This is a genomic window from Wenzhouxiangella marina, from assembly GCF_001187785.1.
GTDB classification, from domain to species: Bacteria; Pseudomonadota; Gammaproteobacteria; order Xanthomonadales; family Wenzhouxiangellaceae; genus Wenzhouxiangella; species Wenzhouxiangella marina.
Window position 1 is genome coordinate 1,073,575 of sequence record NZ_CP012154.1, and the last position, 14,838, is coordinate 1,088,412.

A 14,838-nucleotide genomic window follows, 5' to 3' on the forward strand; every position below is an offset into this window, starting at 1 on the left:
CGAATTTGACCAACACGCAACCCCAGGCCGAAGGCCATACCCTGCGCATCATCGAACACCACGAGCACGGCATCGAGCCGCGCCAGATCAGCGGTAACGCGATCAAGGTCGTGGAGCGCCTTCAGGAGGCCGGATTTCTGGCCTATATCGTCGGCGGCTCGGTCCGCGATCTGCTGCTCGGCGAGTCGCCGAAGGACTTCGACGTGGCCACCAGCGCCACGCCCGAGGAAGTCAAGGAGGTCATGCGCAACGCCCGCCTGATCGGCCGGCGCTTCCGCCTGGCGCACGTCCGCTTCGGGCGCGAGATCATCGAAGTCGCGACCTTTCGCGGTGGTTCGGAAGAGGACGACAGCGAACACCGCGAGGTCGAGAAAAGCGGTCGGGTACTGCGTGACAACGTCTACGGCAGCGAGGAAGAAGACGCCCGTCGGCGCGATTTCACCATCAATGCCCTGATGTACGACCCGAGCACGGAAACCATCCGGGATCACGTCGGTGGCTACGAAGACGTCCTCGAGCGCCGCCTGCGCCTGATCGGTGATCCCGTCACCCGCTACCGCGAGGATCCGGTTCGCTTGCTCCGGGCCGTTCGCTTCCAGGTCAAGCTCGACCTGTCGATCGAACCGCAGACGGCCGGGCCGATGGTCAGCATGGCTCCCTTGCTGGCCGATATTCCGCCGGCCCGCCTGTTCGACGAGATTCTCAAGCTGTTCCTGGCCGGCCGCGCCTGGCCGACCTACCAGGCGCTGGTGCGTCAGAACCTCTGGGAGCAGCTGTTCCCCGATCTGTTCGAGGATCCGGCCAACCCGCCGGCCCTGGTCGAACAGACGATGAAGAACACGGACGGTCGCGTCCAGCAGGGCCTGCCCGTGACCCCGGGTTTCCTGTTCGCTGCCTTCCTGTGGCCCAAGGTCAAGCCGCGTGCCGAGGAGTTGGTGGCCAAGGGCGTGGCGCCCGTCGAAGCGCTGGCCGAAGCCGGTGAGGAAGCGATCGTCGCGCAGGCGCGGAAAGTCGCGATCCACCGTCGCTTCTCGACCATGTCGAAAGAGATCTGGTGCATGCAGCCGCGCTTCGAGAAGCGGCGAGGCAATCGCGCCCTGCGCCTGATCAGCGAACGTCGCTTCCGGGCGGCCTACGATTTTCTCCTCCTGCGCGTGCTCGAAGAGCCCGAGCTCAAGGAACTGGCCGACTGGTGGACGCAGATCCAGGAGGTCGAGGGCGAGGATCGTGAGGCCATGACTCGCAACGTCGGTGGTCCGCGCAAGCGCCGTCGGCGGCCCAGAAAACGCAAGGCACCGGCATCGGCATGAGCCGAGCCTGGGTCGGGCTGGGCAGCAATCAGGGCGATTCGGCCGACCTTCTGGAACAGGCCCTCGAGGCGATCGCTGCCTTGCCCCGGACGCGACTGCTGGCCGTCTCACCGGCCTACCGCACCCCGGCCTGGGGGGTGACCGATCAGCCCGATTTCCTCAATGCCGTGGCCGAGCTCGAGACCGACATGAGCCCCGAGTGCCTGCTGGGCGGCCTGCTGGGCATCGAATCCGCCCTGGGACGCCGACGCGAGGGGCCGCGCTGGGGGCCGCGATTGATCGATCTCGATCTGCTGCTCGTCGATGGACTGGCGCGTTCGACCATGGAACTGAGCCTGCCGCACCCGCGCCTGCACGAGCGCGCCTTCGTGCTGATTCCCTTGAACGATCTGGCGCCCGAGCTCGAGATTCCCGGCCGCGGGAAGGTCGGCGCATTGCTCGCCGAGCTGCCTGCTTCGGAGCGAGAGGCGATCCGGAGCGCTCCGGCCCTGCGGTATCAGACAGTACACTAGCCACACTTGATTCAGTCAGCTTTCCCGGACAAGAAGCGATCATGAGCCAGACCGCAAGACCCGTCACCGTCCCCGCGCTTGCGGCCAGCAAACGCGAGGGTCGGCCGATCACCATGCTGACCGCCTACGATGCGAGCTTCGCGGCCAGCATCGATCGGGCCGGCGTGGACTGCGTGCTGGTCGGTGACTCGCTGGGCAACGTCATTCAGGGCCAGGCCTCGACCCTGCCGGTGACGGTTGATGACATGGTCTATCACACCGCGGCCGTGGCCCGCGGGCTCGAGCGGGCGCTGCTGGTCGCCGATCTGCCCTTTCTCAGCTACCACGACCGCTCGACGGCCATGGCCAGCGCAGGCGCCCTCATGCGTGCCGGTGCGGCGATGGTCAAGCTCGAAGGCGGTGCGCAGGTCGTGCCCATCGTCGCGGAACTGGTCGGGCAGGGCATCCCGGTCTGCGGGCATCTGGGACTGACGCCCCAGCATGTCCATCAGCTCGGCGGCTACCGCGTGCAGGGCCGGGAGGACGAACCGGCACGACAGCTGCGCGAGGATGCGCAGGCCCTGGAACGTGCGGGTGCCGGGATGTTGGTGCTCGAATGCGTGCCGAGCGCCCTGGCCGGGGAAATCGCCTCGTCGCTGGCGATTCCGGTGATCGGGATCGGTGCGGGTGCTGGCGTCGACGGTCAGGTGCTGGTCAGCTACGATCTGCTGGGCATCGGTACCGGTCGACGGCCGAAGTTCGTCAAGGACTTCCTCGCCGAGTCGGGCACGATCGCCAGCGCCTTCGAGGCCTTCGTGGCGGCCGTGCAGGCGCGTGAATTCCCCGCGGCCGAGCACGCCTACGATTGATGAAGCTCAGCCCGATGAAACTCGGTCCCACTCACGATCTCGCCGAACTGCGCCGTACGATTCGGTCCTGGCAGGCCGACGGCCAGCGGGTGGGCTTCGTGCCCACGATGGGCAATCTGCATGCGGGCCATCTGGCCCTGGTCGACCGCCTCCGCAAGAGCTGCGATCGTGTCGTCACGAGTATCTTCGTCAATCCCACCCAGTTCGGCCCGAACGAGGACTTCGCGGCCTACCCGCGCACCCTCGAGGCGGACCTGGCTGCCTTGACCGAGCTTGGCGCGGACCTGGCCTGGGTGCCGAGTGTCGAGACCATGTATCCACTGGCCGAGTCCTTCATGGTGCGGGCACCGAAGGCCCTGGCCGACACCCTCTGCGGCGCGGATCGCCCGGGCCACTTCGACGGTGTTGCCAGCGTGGTGCTGCGCCTGTTCCTGCAGGTGGCCCCGGATGCCGCGATCTTCGGCGAGAAGGACTTCCAGCAGCTCCTGATCATCCGCGAGCTGGTGCGGGACTACGCGCTGGACATCGACATCGAGAGCCTGCCGACGGTTCGTGAAGTCGATGGTCTGGCGATGAGCTCCCGCAATCAATACCTGAGCGCCGAGGAGCGCGCGCGGGCGCCGGCGCTGCATGCGGTGCTTCGCGAGACCGCGGCAGCCCTGGCCGAAGGCGACGACTGGGCGACGCTCCAGCGCCGGGGTTTCGAGCGTCTTAGTGACGCCGGTTTCGAGCCGCAGTATCTGGAATGGCGATCTGCCGAAACCCTGGGCGTTCCCGAAGCCGGGCGTCCTCAGCGCCTGCTTGCGGCAGCTCGCCTGGGCAAGGCCCGATTGATCGACAACCTGGCTGTCGACGCCTAACGGTCAGCCCCCGGACCCACCCAACGCGAGATCGCCGCGCCGAGGAGGTCCGTCAGCCCTTTCCCCGGGATTTCCTGCTCCGAATCCAGCCGAGGATCGGCTCCCACTGCTCCCAGTCAGCCCAAGCCTGATAGGGCGGCAGGTCGGAGACGGCCAGGCCGCGTTCGAAGGCGCGGACGTAGTTCATGGTGTCGCGCAGCTGGCCGACGACCGGGATGCGGAAGTCGTGCAGGAAGCCGGTCAGCTCCCGGTAGATGATGGTCTGGGGGCGCACCCGGTTGGCGATCAGGCCGACCACGGTCTGGCGTTCCTTGACCGGCTTGAGTTCGAGCAGCTGGTTCAGGAAGCGCCAGGCCGCCCGCATGTCGACGGGTGAGGGCAGCACCGGGATCAGTACCGTTTCGGCGCGCCGCAGGACGTGGCCGAGCTCGGTGCCGTGAATGCCCGCCGGCGTGTCGAGAATCAGGATGTCGGTGCCGGACGGGGCGCGCAGGGGCCCACCGTCGCGGTTGACCATCTCGATGACCGGATAATCCTCGCTGCGCTGGTCCAGCCAGTCGTTGGCCGACTGCTGGGGGTCCATGTCGCCGAGTGCGACCGCGTGACCTTCCCAGGCCAGGGCCGAGGCGAGATTGGTGGCGATGGTGGTCTTGCCGCAACCACCCTTGGCGTTGACAACCGCGATCGTTCGCATGCTGATCCTGCCTCCAGTTGGGGTCCGGGCGAAGCGCTGGATTCAGTGACGCCGTGGATCCGGAATTCCCGAATGCAACAGCCAGCGCTCCCTTTCTTCATCATACCGCCAGACCTCGCGATGGTCGATGACTCGCTCGCGGGAGGTGTGGACGTGGTAGAGGCGCAGCTGCACGCGGCGGTCCAGGCCCAGACCATCGGGGCTGGCGATCACCTGCCGGACGCGATACTCCGTCACCCGGAACTGGCCCAGGCGATCGATGTCCAGGGTGCTGATCGGGTGTTCTGCCAGCCACTCCGGATGAATGAAATCGAGCAGGCCGTCGTACTGCTCGCTCCAGCGCAGGGTGCTTTCCCAGCGCATGATGGCGTCGTCCCGCTCGCGCTGCTGGCTGTTGCTGGAGCAGGCGGCCAGGGCCAGCAGGGCCAGGAGGCCGAGTGCGGCGAGTCTTGCGGACCTGAGGTTCATCCTTGTTCTGTCTCCTCGACGTGGGCAAGGGCAGCATACCGGGCCTCCAGGCGGGCTGCCACCTCGCCATCGGCCAGAATTTCCGGCGCCAGGTTCATGCTGCTTCGACCGCGCTCGTCCAGACGCGCGAGGAAGGCCTCGATCTCGTCGGCCGCGGGCCAGCGGCAGACGGCCTCGAAGGGACCCGCGACGGGTTTCAGGAAGCGAACCTCGCAGCGACCGATGACCAGGTCCGCTTTCCTGCCCGCGCGACGCAACAACAGGCGCGGCAGGGACCAGCCGGCCAGGATCATGGCGCTGACCATCGCGCCGCCGAAGACCGTGCCCTTGTCGTTGATGTTGGCCGCGAGCGGCAGGGCCAGGCGCAGACCACGGTCGTTCAGCTCGGTGATGCGAAGCTGCATGGCGCCGCCCAGGGGGATCTGCCGGGTCAGGGTGTTCTCCAGCCAGGCACGTTCTTCTTGCATGTCGGGACTTGTCATGAAGCGGAGTCTATCCAATGCGCGTCGTGGCGTGTGCCTTCCTCCCGGATTGCCACGCTGCTCGCGTCACTGACCGTACAATTCGTCCATGCGTTTGACCCCCGCCACCCGCCAGACCCTGCCTTTCATCGCCCGGACCCTGATGCCGAGGGAAATCTGGGCGAACGCGACCATGGCCGTCGCCCTCGGCGCGCTGGAGGGCGGCGTTGTCGGCGTGCTGGTCAAGACCCAGTTCGAGGCCGTCGCGCCTACCGCCTGGGTCAATCTGGCCGTGGCCCTGGTCGCCGGCGCGCCGGCCTTCGCCAACATGGCCTCCCTGACCTGGTCCGGTCTGGCCGAGGGCCGCGACCGAACCGCCTGGGTCTCGGCCCTGATGACCCTGACGGCGGTGTTCCTGATCGTCATGGCCCTGGCCCCCTACAGCGCCTGGGGATTGGTCATGCTGACGGTGGCCATGATCCTGGCCCGCCTGGCCTGGGCCGGGGTGATCACCCTGCGCGCGGCCATCTGGCGGGCCAATTTCCCGCGCCATGTCAGGGCCCAGATCACCGGACGGATCACGGTGATCTACTCGATGATCATCGCCGTCACCGCCGCGGCGATCGGCGCCATCATGTCCTGGTGGCCGGAATCCTGGCGGGTGCTGTTCCCGGCGGCTGGCGTGCTGGGACTGTTCGCGGCGCGTCGTTATCAGCGAATGCGTATCCGCCGGGGCGCCCGCCTGCGTCGGGACGAGCAGGCCGAGCGCAAGACCCGGCGCGGGGGGCAGCTGCGCGCGGCCCTGGGCATTCTGAAGAGCGATCTCTGGTTCCGTCGCTACATGCTGACGATGTTCGCCTTCGGCTCGGGCAACCTGATGGTCATCGCCTTGCTGGTCATCATCCTCAACGACCAGTTCGGCTTCGCCAAGGTCGAGCAGATGCTGATCACTACGTCCCTGCCGCTGATCGGCGTGGCGGTGTTCACGCCGGTCTGGGCCCGGCGCCTCGATGCGGCGCACATCCTCGACTACCGAGCCCGCCAGGCCTGGAGCTTCGTGCTCGCCATCGGCTTGTTCGCCATCGCCACGGTGCTGGATCAGGCCTGGCTGTTCTGGGCCGGCGCCGTGTCCCTCGGTGCCGCCTTTGCCGGCGGCAAGCTGGGCTGGAACCTGGGCCACAACGACTTCGCCTCGGACCAGCAGTCGACGCTCTACATGGGCATCCACGTCACCCTGACCGGCATTCGTGGCCTGATCGCCCCGCTCGTCGGCGTGCTCGTCTACCAATGGCTGGAAAGCCTGGGGCCGGGTCTCGGGCGCTGGGTGCTGCTGTTTCCCTTCAGCCTGACCCTGGGCGCGGCGATCACCTTCGTCCTGCTGGCCCGACTGCGCCGGCGCCAGGCGGAGATCGGGTAACGGGAGCGCTGCGCTCCCTGCGCCGGTGACTGATTCTGACGTTCCTTGATCCCGTCAACGCGCCGCGGCGTTATGCTGCGGCGTTTTGCCATCGACCGACGCCATGCATTCGAGCCTGATTGTCCTGATTGCCGTTCTCAACACGGCCTCCCCCGAACGCGCCGAGTTGCCCACCCTGGACGTCAGCGGGCGGGACATCGACCCGGGCTCGCCCCAGGCCACGGCGACGCTCGATCGTGTGGCGATCGAAACGATTCGCCCGACCCATCCGGCCGAGCTGTTCGCGCGTCTGCCCGGCACCTGGATCACGAGAGGCTCGGGTCAGGAGCACCTGAGCGCCGTGCGTTCGCCGCTGCTGTCGGGTGCCGGGGGCTGCGGGGCCTTGCTGATCCTCGAGGATGGGGTGCCGATCCGTCCGCCGGGCTTCTGCAACGTCAACAACCTGTTCGAGGTCGACCTGCTGCAGGCCGACGCGGTTCGCGTGCTGCGCGGCCCTGGCGGGCTCGGCCATGCCTCGGGCGGTCTGCACGGGGTCATCGACATTCGCTCCCGGTCCCTGGCTGGCGCGCCCGCCCTCGACCTTGCCCTGGAAGCGGGCTCGCACGGCTATCGACGCGCGAGCCTGTCCCTGACCGGCTCGGCCGGCGACGGGGCCATCGGTCTGGATGCGGTGGCCACGGACGCCGGCAGCTTTCGCGTCGACGAGGCCTACGAGCACCAGTTCCTCGCTCTGGCCCATCAGGCGCCGACGACCTGGGGGCAGTGGACCACACGCCTGCACCTGGCCCGGCTCGATCAGGACACGGCGGGATTCATCTTCGGCTTCGAGGCCTATCGCGATCCGATCCTGCGTCGCCAGAATCTCAATCCCGAAGCCTATCGCCGAGCCACGGCGGCCCGCATCAGCAGCCGGGCCGAGTGGTCCGACGGCCTGAAGGAAAGCCGCTTGACCGTGTTCGCGCGGCGCTCGCGGATGACCTTCCTGCAGCATTTTCTCCCCGGCAAACCGCTGGAGCGCAACGGCCAGGTCTCGATCGGCGCGCAGTTCGATCGCACGATCGAGGGCTTCGGGGACACGGGTCTGAGCCTCGATTGGGGCCTGGACGTGGAGTGGTTCAACGGCGTGCTGTCCCAGGAACAGTTCGCACCGGCCGAGGGTTCGCCCTTTCTGGTGGCGACCCGTCCGGTGGGTCAGCACTACGACTATGGCGTCGACGGCCGGCGTCTGGGTGCCTATCTGGCCCTGTCCGGCGAGCTGGATGCCCGCTGGCGCTGGCGCGCCGGCCTGAGCGGGGACTGGCTGGCCTATGACTACGACAATCGCCTGGCACCCGGCAACCTCACTGATCAGGGCGAGCCCTGCGGCTTCGGAGGCTGTCTGTACACGCGCCCGGACGATCGCCGGGACCGCTTCGTCGACCTCGCACCCGAATTCACCCTGAGTCGGCAACTGGACTCGGGTCTCGCCTGGTTGCGACTGGCTCGCGGCGTGCGCGCGCCCCAGGCCACGGAGCTCTATCGCCTGCAAAGCGGTCAGACCGTGGCGGACCTGGATTCGGAGCAGCTCGATGCCTTCGAGCTGGGCCTGCGCGGTGGCGATCGCCTGCTCTGGGAACTGGTGGCCTTCGCGCAGCGCAAGGAGAACTTCATCTTCCGCGACGCCGAAGGCTTCAACGTCAGCGACGGTCGCACGCGGCATCTGGGTGTGGAGTTCGACCTTCGCTGGACCCTGAGCGAGTCCCTGAGCCTTGGCGCGCGGGGGATCTGGGCCCGGCACAGCTATCGCTTCGATCGCGATCTCGGCGGGGAAGTGATCGAATCGGGCCGGCGCATTCCATCGGCCCCCGATCGCCTCTGGAGTGCGGACCTGAACTGGGCGCCGTCCGATCGATTGAAGGCCCAGCTGGCGGCGGAGTCGACCGGGCGGTATTTTCTGGATGCCGCGAACAGTCGTCGCTATGAGGGCCACACCCTGTGGCACGCCTCGGCCAGCTATGACCTCGATGCTCGATGGCGGCTGGATCTGCGACTCAGAAACCTCACCGGAGAACGCTACGCCGAGCGCGCGGACTACGCTTTCGGCAACTACCGCTATTTTCCGGGGGCAGGGCGGACGGTGTTCGTCAGCCTGGGGTATGCCATTCCGTAGTGGTGTTGATCGTCGAGTGGCCGGCGATGCCTTCGTTATCCGTGCAGCGGGTTTTTCGTGATGCTTGCGATATTGCGCAGTCGGATTGGTGGAGATTGCGGATGCATGGACTGGCGGTGGAGTCGACCGGGCGGTATTTCCTGGATGCCGCGAACAGTCGTCGCTATGAGGGCCACACCCTGTGGCACGCCTCGGCCAGCTATGACCTCGATGCTCGATGGCGGCTGGATCTGCGACTCAGAAACCTCACCGGAGAACGCTACGCCGAGCGCGCGGACTACGCTTTCGGCAACTACCGCTATTTTCCGGGGGCAGGGCGGACGGTGTTCGTCAGCCTGGGGTATGCCATTCCGTAGTGGTGTTGATCGTCGAGTGGCCGGCGATGCCTTCGTTATCCGTGCGTCGGGTTTTTCGTGATGCTTGTGATATTGCGCAGTCGGATTGGTGGAGATTGCGGATGCATGGACCGTCGGGCACGTGGGCCCGACCTACGGTTGCATTCGATCGGAATCGCGAGTGCCTGAGTGGTGGGGTGGCGTAGGTCGGCCCCACGCGGCCGACGGTCCATGTCTATGACATCTCCGTCAATTCCACAACAATCCCGGGCTCAAACCACCCACAGCCAATACAGCCCCAGGCTCGTCACCACCATCAGGATCGCGTTCAACGGCGCACCGACCTTCGCGAAGTCCGTGAATCGATACAGGCCCGTGCCATAGATCATGGTGTTGGTCTGGTAGCCGATCGGTGACAGGAAGCTGGTCGAGGCGGCGAACATGACGGCCAGCACCATCGGCAGGACGTCGATGCCGAGCACATCGCCCAGGGCGATGGCGACGGGGACCAGGATCACCACCGAGGCGTTGTTGCTGACCATTTCCGTGAGCAGAGTGGTGACGGCGTAGAGGGCCATCAGCACGAAGATCGGATGCCAGTCCGAGGCGAAATGACCCAGCAGCCCGCCCAGCCAGGCCGCGGCACCGGACTTGGTCATGGCGATGCCCAAGGGAATCACTCCGGCGAGCAGGAAGATCACGTCCCAGGACACGCCCGAGTAGAGGTCGTCCTTTTCGATGCAGCGGCTCAGCACCATGGCGACGATGCCGATCAGGGCGGTGACCACGATCGGCAGCGGCGTCAGGGCCGCGCCGAGCACGACGGCCGTGACGATGCCGCCGGCCATCCACATGCGCTTGCGGTCGTACTGGTCGAGGTGCTCATCGAGGAGCACCAGGTCCGGGTGACGGCGGAGCTTGGTCAGCGCCGACTTGGAAATCTGCAGCAGGGCGATCTCGCCGACGTGCAGGGTCTCGCTTCCCAGGCGACGGGTCTTGAGTTGCTCAGTTTCCAGACCGATCAGGCGGGCCTGGTAACGGTTCCAGAAACTCGCTTCAGAGGCGAGCTGGCCGCTGAAGCGCTGCCGATTGCGCAGCAGGACTCGCACCAGCTGGCCGTCGGCGCGTGCCTGCCGCGGTCGTTCCATGTCCGAGATCACGTCGACTTCGTCGGATTTCAGCAGGTCCATGACCTGGCGCACCGTGGCACGGACCTGGATGACATCGCCGGCGCGGATGTTCAGGCTCGCCGCGCGCTTGATGTGGCTGGACTGGTCCCGCTGCAGCTTCAGCAGTTCGATCTGGCTGCGCTCGACGAAGCCCGTCTCTTCCAGGCTCTTGTCGATCAGGGGGCTGCCTTCGGGCACGCCCAGTTCGACGATGAAGGTCTCCTCGTCTTCGTGCTGCAGGCGGATCCGGTCCTTCTTCGGCAGCAGGGTCCGCCCGACGGTCATGAAATAGACCAGGCCGACGCCGAGCACGATCAAGCCTAAGTGGGTGAACTCGAACATGCCGATCTCGCGGCCGAATTCGGGGCGGTCCTTCAGGATGGCAGAGGCCAGGATGTTGGTCGAAGTCCCGATCAGGGTCAGGGTGCCGCCGAGCATGCCGAAGAAGCTGACGGGAATCAGCAGGCGCGAGGCCTGCATCTTCAGGCGTCGTGCCATGCTCAGCACGAGCGGGATGGCGACGGCGACAGCGGCCGTGTTGTTGATGAAACCGGAGATGAAGCCGACCAGCAGGGCGATGATCAGCATCATCCGGAGCTCGGAGTTGCCGACAAGAGGGAACAGGCGCTTGCCCAGGACGTGGATCAGGCCCGATCGCTGGATGCCCGCGGACAGGATGAACATCGCCAGCACCGTCACCGTGGCCGTGCTCGACAGGCCGCTCAGGCCTTCGCTGACCGTGGGAAAGGCCGACTGCAGATCCACGCCCCGGTCCAGCAGCCACTGCGAATGGCCAAGGAGGGGGATCACCATCATCGTGATCAGGATCAGGAAGGCGGTGATGTCCAGCGGCAGCTTCTCGCTCGCGAACAGGTACAGCGCTGCCGCGATGACGACAAAGACGATGGCGATTTCGATGGTCATGGTGAGGCCGGTTCCGGCGAGGTCGCGAGCCGGCAGCTTACACCAGGCCTGACTTTCGTCACGCGAGTCCTGCCGCCGAATCAGGTATGCTTCATGCGTTCCTGCTCATATACCGGAGTTCCAGTGCGCTCGCTGAATCCAAGCAAACCCGTCTTCGTCCTGTTTTCCCTGCTGCTGATCGGTGGCGCGGCCGAGGCGGCGATCCGCCAGACCAAGATCGACTGGGAGGACCATTTCCGCCAGCTCGACGAAGTCCTGCCCACGCCCAACGTCTACCGCAACGCCGCCGGCGAACCGGGGCCGCAGTACTGGCAGCAGCAGGTCGACTACGTCATCAGCGTCGAGCTCGATGAAGACGCTCGCCGCCTCGAGGCCACGCAGCTGATCAACTATCGGAACAATTCCCCCGACACGCTGCGCTACCTCTGGCTGCAGCTCGATCAGAACCGCTTCCGGTCCGACTCCATCGCCGAACTGACCACTACTTTCGGCGGCGTCGGTCGGCGGGGGCCGGGGACGCGCTCGGCCTCCGGCGACGCGCCGGCTCAGATCAGCCTGGGTGAGCTTCGGCGCCGGCAGTTCATGGCCGACACGGAACTGGGCTACCAGCTCGACAACCTGATCGACGAACTCGGGCGGCCGCTCGAGCACGTGGTCGTCGGTACCAACCTGCGCATCGACCTGAACGAGCCGCTGCGTCCGGGCGAGGACATCGCCTTCTCGATGGACTTCGCCTTCAACATTCCCGAGGAAGACGCCGTCTGGGCCCGCGCCGGCTACGAGCATTTCCCGGACGACGCCCGCGAGGGCGGCAACGACATCTTCCTGTTCGCCCAGTGGTTTCCGCGCCTGCACGCCTACACGGACTACGAAGCCTGGACCAACAAGCCCTTCCTGGGCCGTGGCGAGTTCACCCTGGAGTTCGGCAACTACGACGTCGAAATGACCGTTCCGGCGGACCACATCGTGGCCTCGACCGGCGAGCTGCAGAACCCGGATGACGTGCTGACTGCGACCCAGCGCGAGCGCCTCGAACAGGCGCGTTCGGCCGAGCGCCCGGTGTTCATCGTCACCGAGGAGGAAGCCCTGGAGAACGAGCGCGAAGGCAGCGATGCAATGCGCACCTGGCGTTTCCGGGCCGAGAACGTCCGCGACTTCGCCTGGGCCAGTTCGCGCAAGTTCATCTGGGACGCGCGCGGCTACCACCAGGGCGGCGAGGTCCAGCCCCTGGTCATGGCCATGTCCTACTACCCCAAGGAAGGCGGTGAGCTGTGGCAGAAGTACTCCACCGAGTCGGTCATCCACACGATGGAGGTCTACTCGCGCTTCTCCTTCGACTACCCCTATCCCGTCGCCATCTCGGTCAACGGCCCGGTCGGCGGCATGGAATACCCGATGATCACCTTCAACGGGCCGCGCACGACCCTGCAGGAGGACGGCAGCCGCACCTATTCCCTGGCCGAGAAGCGCTTCCTGATCGGCGTGGTGATCCACGAGATCGGGCACATCTACTTCCCGATGATCGTCAACTCCGACGAGCGCCAGTGGACCTGGATGGACGAGGGTCTGAACAGCTTTCTCGACGGTGTCGCCGGGCGTGAATGGGACCCGGAGATTCCCTGGGGCGTGGAGCCGGCGGACGTGGTGGACTACATGCGCTCGGAGATGCAGGTGCCGATCATGACCCAGTCCGACAGCGTCCTGAATCTGGGCCCGAACGCCTACACCAAGCCGGCCGTGGCCCTGAACATCCTGCGCGAGACGATCCTGGGTCGCGAACTGTTCGACTTCGCCTTCCGCGAGTACTCGCGCCGCTGGCAGTACAAGCGCCCGACCCCGGCCGATTTCTTTCGCACGATGGAGGAGGCGAGCGGTGTGGACCTGGACTGGTTCTGGCGCGGCTGGTTCTATTCGACCGACCACGTCGATATCTCCATCGACCGGGTCTATCGCCTGCGCCTGGACACGGAGGATCCGGACATCGACTTCGACCGCCTGAGACAAGAAGAAGCCGACAAGCCCCTGTCCCTGACCGTCGAGCGCAATCGCGAGGAGGGCGATCTCTGGATCGAGCGCAATCCGGACATCCGCGATTTCTACGACGACAACGACCAGTTCACGGTCACCAATCGCGAGCGCAATGCCTATCGGGATTTCCTTGAGGGCCTGGACGACTGGGAGCGGGCCGCCCTCGAGCGCGCGGTCGAGGAAGACCAGAACTACTACGTGCTCGATTTCTCGAACCTCGGCGGTCTGGTCATGCCGATCATTCTCGAGCTGAGCTATGCCGATGGTGAGAGCGAGATGCTGCGCATCCCCGCCGAGATCTGGCGGCGCAGCCCGGAGCAGGTCTCGAAGCTGATCGTGACCGATCGAGAACTGGTCCAGGTCGTGGTCGACCCGCGCTGGGAAACGGCCGACGTGGACATCGAAAACAATCACTATCCGCGCCGGATCATTCCTTCCCGTATCGAGTCCTACAAGCAGCGTCGCTCGGATGCCGACGACCCGGTTCGCCGGGACCTCATGCACGACAGCACGATCGAGCTGGAGGAGGACGACGAAGAGGGTGAGGGCGAGTGAAGCGCGCCTGGCTGATCATCCTGGTCGGTCTGCTGGCCCTGCCGGCCAGCGCCCATGAACTGAAGGCCGGCCTGACCCGTGTGCTGTTCAACGAACGCAGCGGGAACCTCGAAGTGATGCATCGCCTGCTGCTGCACGACGCCGAGCACGCCTGCCGCCAGCTCTTCGACGGCCAGGCCGATCTGATCGGCGACCCGGTCACCCTGGAGCGCTTCAGCGCCTATGTGCGCGAGGGCTTCCAGCTGGCCATCGATGATGAGCTCGTCGAGCTGGCCTACGTGGGCGCCGAGATCGACGGCCGGCACATCTGGGTGTATCAGGAGGCCCCGATCCCGGCCTCGGTGGGGCACTTGAGCATCGATCACCGCGTGCTGCGCGATGTCTGGGCCGAGCAATCGAACCTGGTCAATATCGAGGGCCGGGGCCCGATCCGGAGCCTTCGCTTCAGCGGCAACGACGGCGTGCAATCGATCGCGATGACGGATTCAGCGGCTCGCCTCGAGGATTGATCGAAGGAAGGCGAACAAGTCGCGAAAGCTCTTGGGTTGGCGTTGTTCCGGGTCCTGGCCGGCGTGATCCTTGCGCGCCTGGCGGATGAGCGAGCGCAGATGCTGCACGTCCGAGCCCGGGTAACTGTCCAGCCATTCGGTCAGGGCATCGTCCTCGTGGATCAAGCGATCGCGCCAGCGTTCGACTTCGTGCAGGCGGGCCGATTCGACCGCGCGACCGGCGGCGAAGGCCTCGACAGCCTCCTTCAGCGGGGTCGGGTCGATGCCGCGGATCAGTTTTCCGAGATATTGCATCTGGCGCTTCCTGGCGCCATGGGCGGTGATGCGCGCATAGGCCTCGATCGCCTCGCGCAGGTCTTCGGGCATGTCGATGGCCTTGCGCCGCGACGGTGGCAGCTCGCTGACCGCCACCCCCAGCTTCTGCAACGCCAGGGACTGGCGCTTCAGCTCGCTCTTGCTGGGGCCGAGATCCGGTGACGATTCGCCGCCATGGCCCTCGTTCGGCTCCGGAGCCCGTCGGATCTTCATTCGTGAACGGCGTGCCATGCATCGGCTCCGGTTTCAGTTGGACCTGATTCTAGCGGAGTCCCGCGCCGCTC

The 14,838-nt window shown here is 66.2% G+C and carries 14 protein-coding genes; 9 read left to right on the forward strand and 5 right to left on the reverse strand.

Annotated elements, in window-relative coordinates:
• Positions 1-5 precede the first annotated feature (5 nt).
• Genes pcnB through panC form a run of 4 tightly spaced genes read left to right on the forward strand, consistent with a single transcriptional unit; the run spans position 6 to position 3,530 of the window.
• The gene (pcnB, locus tag WM2015_RS04590; RefSeq protein ID WP_049724941.1) at positions 6-1,310 is read left to right on the forward strand and encodes a polynucleotide adenylyltransferase PcnB; all 1,305 of its coding nucleotides are present in this window, start codon (positions 6-8) and stop codon (positions 1,308-1,310) included.
• Complete coding sequence (folK, locus tag WM2015_RS04595; protein WP_049724942.1) at positions 1,307-1,822, forward strand: 2-amino-4-hydroxy-6-hydroxymethyldihydropteridine diphosphokinase; 516 nt, start codon at positions 1,307-1,309, stop codon at positions 1,820-1,822. The genes pcnB and folK overlap by 4 nt, the downstream gene beginning before the upstream one ends.
• 41 nt (positions 1,823-1,863) lie before the next feature.
• A complete protein-coding gene (panB, locus tag WM2015_RS04600; protein WP_049724943.1) occupies positions 1,864-2,670 on the forward strand; it encodes a 3-methyl-2-oxobutanoate hydroxymethyltransferase in 807 nt (268 codons plus the stop codon).
• A 14-nt stretch (positions 2,671-2,684) separates the two neighbouring features.
• The gene (gene panC, locus WM2015_RS04605) at positions 2,685-3,530 is read left to right on the forward strand and encodes a pantoate--beta-alanine ligase (protein WP_049726976.1); all 846 of its coding nucleotides are present in this window, start codon (positions 2,685-2,687) and stop codon (positions 3,528-3,530) included.
• A gap of 52 nt (positions 3,531-3,582) precedes the next feature.
• On the opposite strand, the gene WM2015_RS04610 is transcribed toward panC, so the two are convergent.
• The 3 genes from WM2015_RS04610 to WM2015_RS04620 are packed head-to-tail and all read right to left on the reverse strand — an operon-like array spanning position 3,583 to position 5,159.
• Positions 3,583-4,224: a ParA family protein gene (locus tag WM2015_RS04610; protein ID WP_049724944.1), complete on the reverse strand. Its 642-nt coding sequence runs from the start codon at positions 4,222-4,224 to the stop codon at positions 3,583-3,585.
• Between the two features lie 42 nt (positions 4,225-4,266).
• Positions 4,267-4,692, reverse strand: coding sequence for a hypothetical protein (locus tag WM2015_RS04615; protein ID WP_049724945.1), 426 nt, complete (start codon positions 4,690-4,692; stop codon positions 4,267-4,269).
• Positions 4,689-5,159 carry a YiiD C-terminal domain-containing protein gene (locus WM2015_RS04620; protein WP_049724946.1) on the reverse strand — a complete coding sequence of 157 codons (471 nt, stop codon included), beginning with the start codon at positions 5,157-5,159 and terminating at the stop codon, positions 4,689-4,691. Before WM2015_RS04620 ends, WM2015_RS04615 begins: the two co-directional genes overlap by 4 nt.
• Positions 5,160-5,262: 103 nt before the next feature.
• On the opposite strand from WM2015_RS04620, the gene WM2015_RS04625 reads away from it, so the two are divergent.
• The 3 genes from WM2015_RS04625 (at position 5,263) to WM2015_RS16025 (ending at position 9,075) form a co-directional block, all read left to right on the forward strand.
• Positions 5,263-6,570 carry an MFS transporter gene (locus WM2015_RS04625; protein ID WP_049724947.1) on the forward strand — a complete coding sequence of 436 codons (1,308 nt, stop codon included), beginning with the start codon at positions 5,263-5,265 and terminating at the stop codon, positions 6,568-6,570.
• 103 nt (positions 6,571-6,673) lie between these two features.
• Positions 6,674-8,719 (forward strand): TonB-dependent receptor, encoded by a 2,046-nt coding sequence (locus WM2015_RS04630; RefSeq protein WP_049724948.1) that lies wholly within the window; start codon positions 6,674-6,676, stop codon positions 8,717-8,719.
• 101 nt (positions 8,720-8,820) lie between these two features.
• Positions 8,821-9,075, forward strand: a complete 255-nt coding sequence (locus WM2015_RS16025) for a TonB-dependent receptor (protein WP_049724949.1) — start codon at positions 8,821-8,823, stop codon at positions 9,073-9,075.
• Between the two features lie 251 nt (positions 9,076-9,326).
• Here WM2015_RS16025 and WM2015_RS04640 read toward each other — a convergent pair whose 3' ends face one another.
• Positions 9,327-11,147: an SLC13 family permease gene (locus tag WM2015_RS04640; RefSeq protein WP_049724950.1), complete on the reverse strand. Its 1,821-nt coding sequence runs from the start codon at positions 11,145-11,147 to the stop codon at positions 9,327-9,329.
• A 123-nt stretch (positions 11,148-11,270) separates the two neighbouring features.
• On the opposite strand from WM2015_RS04640, the gene WM2015_RS16205 reads away from it, so the two are divergent.
• Together WM2015_RS16205 and WM2015_RS04650 are read left to right on the forward strand one after the other, a co-directional pair.
• Entirely contained in the window at positions 11,271-13,730 is a 2,460-nt protein-coding gene (locus WM2015_RS16205) for a M1 family metallopeptidase (RefSeq protein ID WP_082169444.1), read from the forward strand.
• Positions 13,727-14,239: a DUF6702 family protein gene (locus WM2015_RS04650; RefSeq protein ID WP_049724951.1), complete on the forward strand. Its 513-nt coding sequence runs from the start codon at positions 13,727-13,729 to the stop codon at positions 14,237-14,239. The genes WM2015_RS16205 and WM2015_RS04650 overlap by 4 nt, the downstream gene beginning before the upstream one ends.
• On the opposite strand, the gene yjgA is transcribed toward WM2015_RS04650, so the two are convergent.
• Positions 14,216-14,785, reverse strand: coding sequence for a ribosome biogenesis factor YjgA (yjgA, locus tag WM2015_RS04655; RefSeq protein ID WP_082169446.1), 570 nt, complete (start codon positions 14,783-14,785; stop codon positions 14,216-14,218). The genes WM2015_RS04650 and yjgA overlap by 24 nt on opposite strands.
• Between the last annotated feature and the right edge of the window lie 53 nt (positions 14,786-14,838).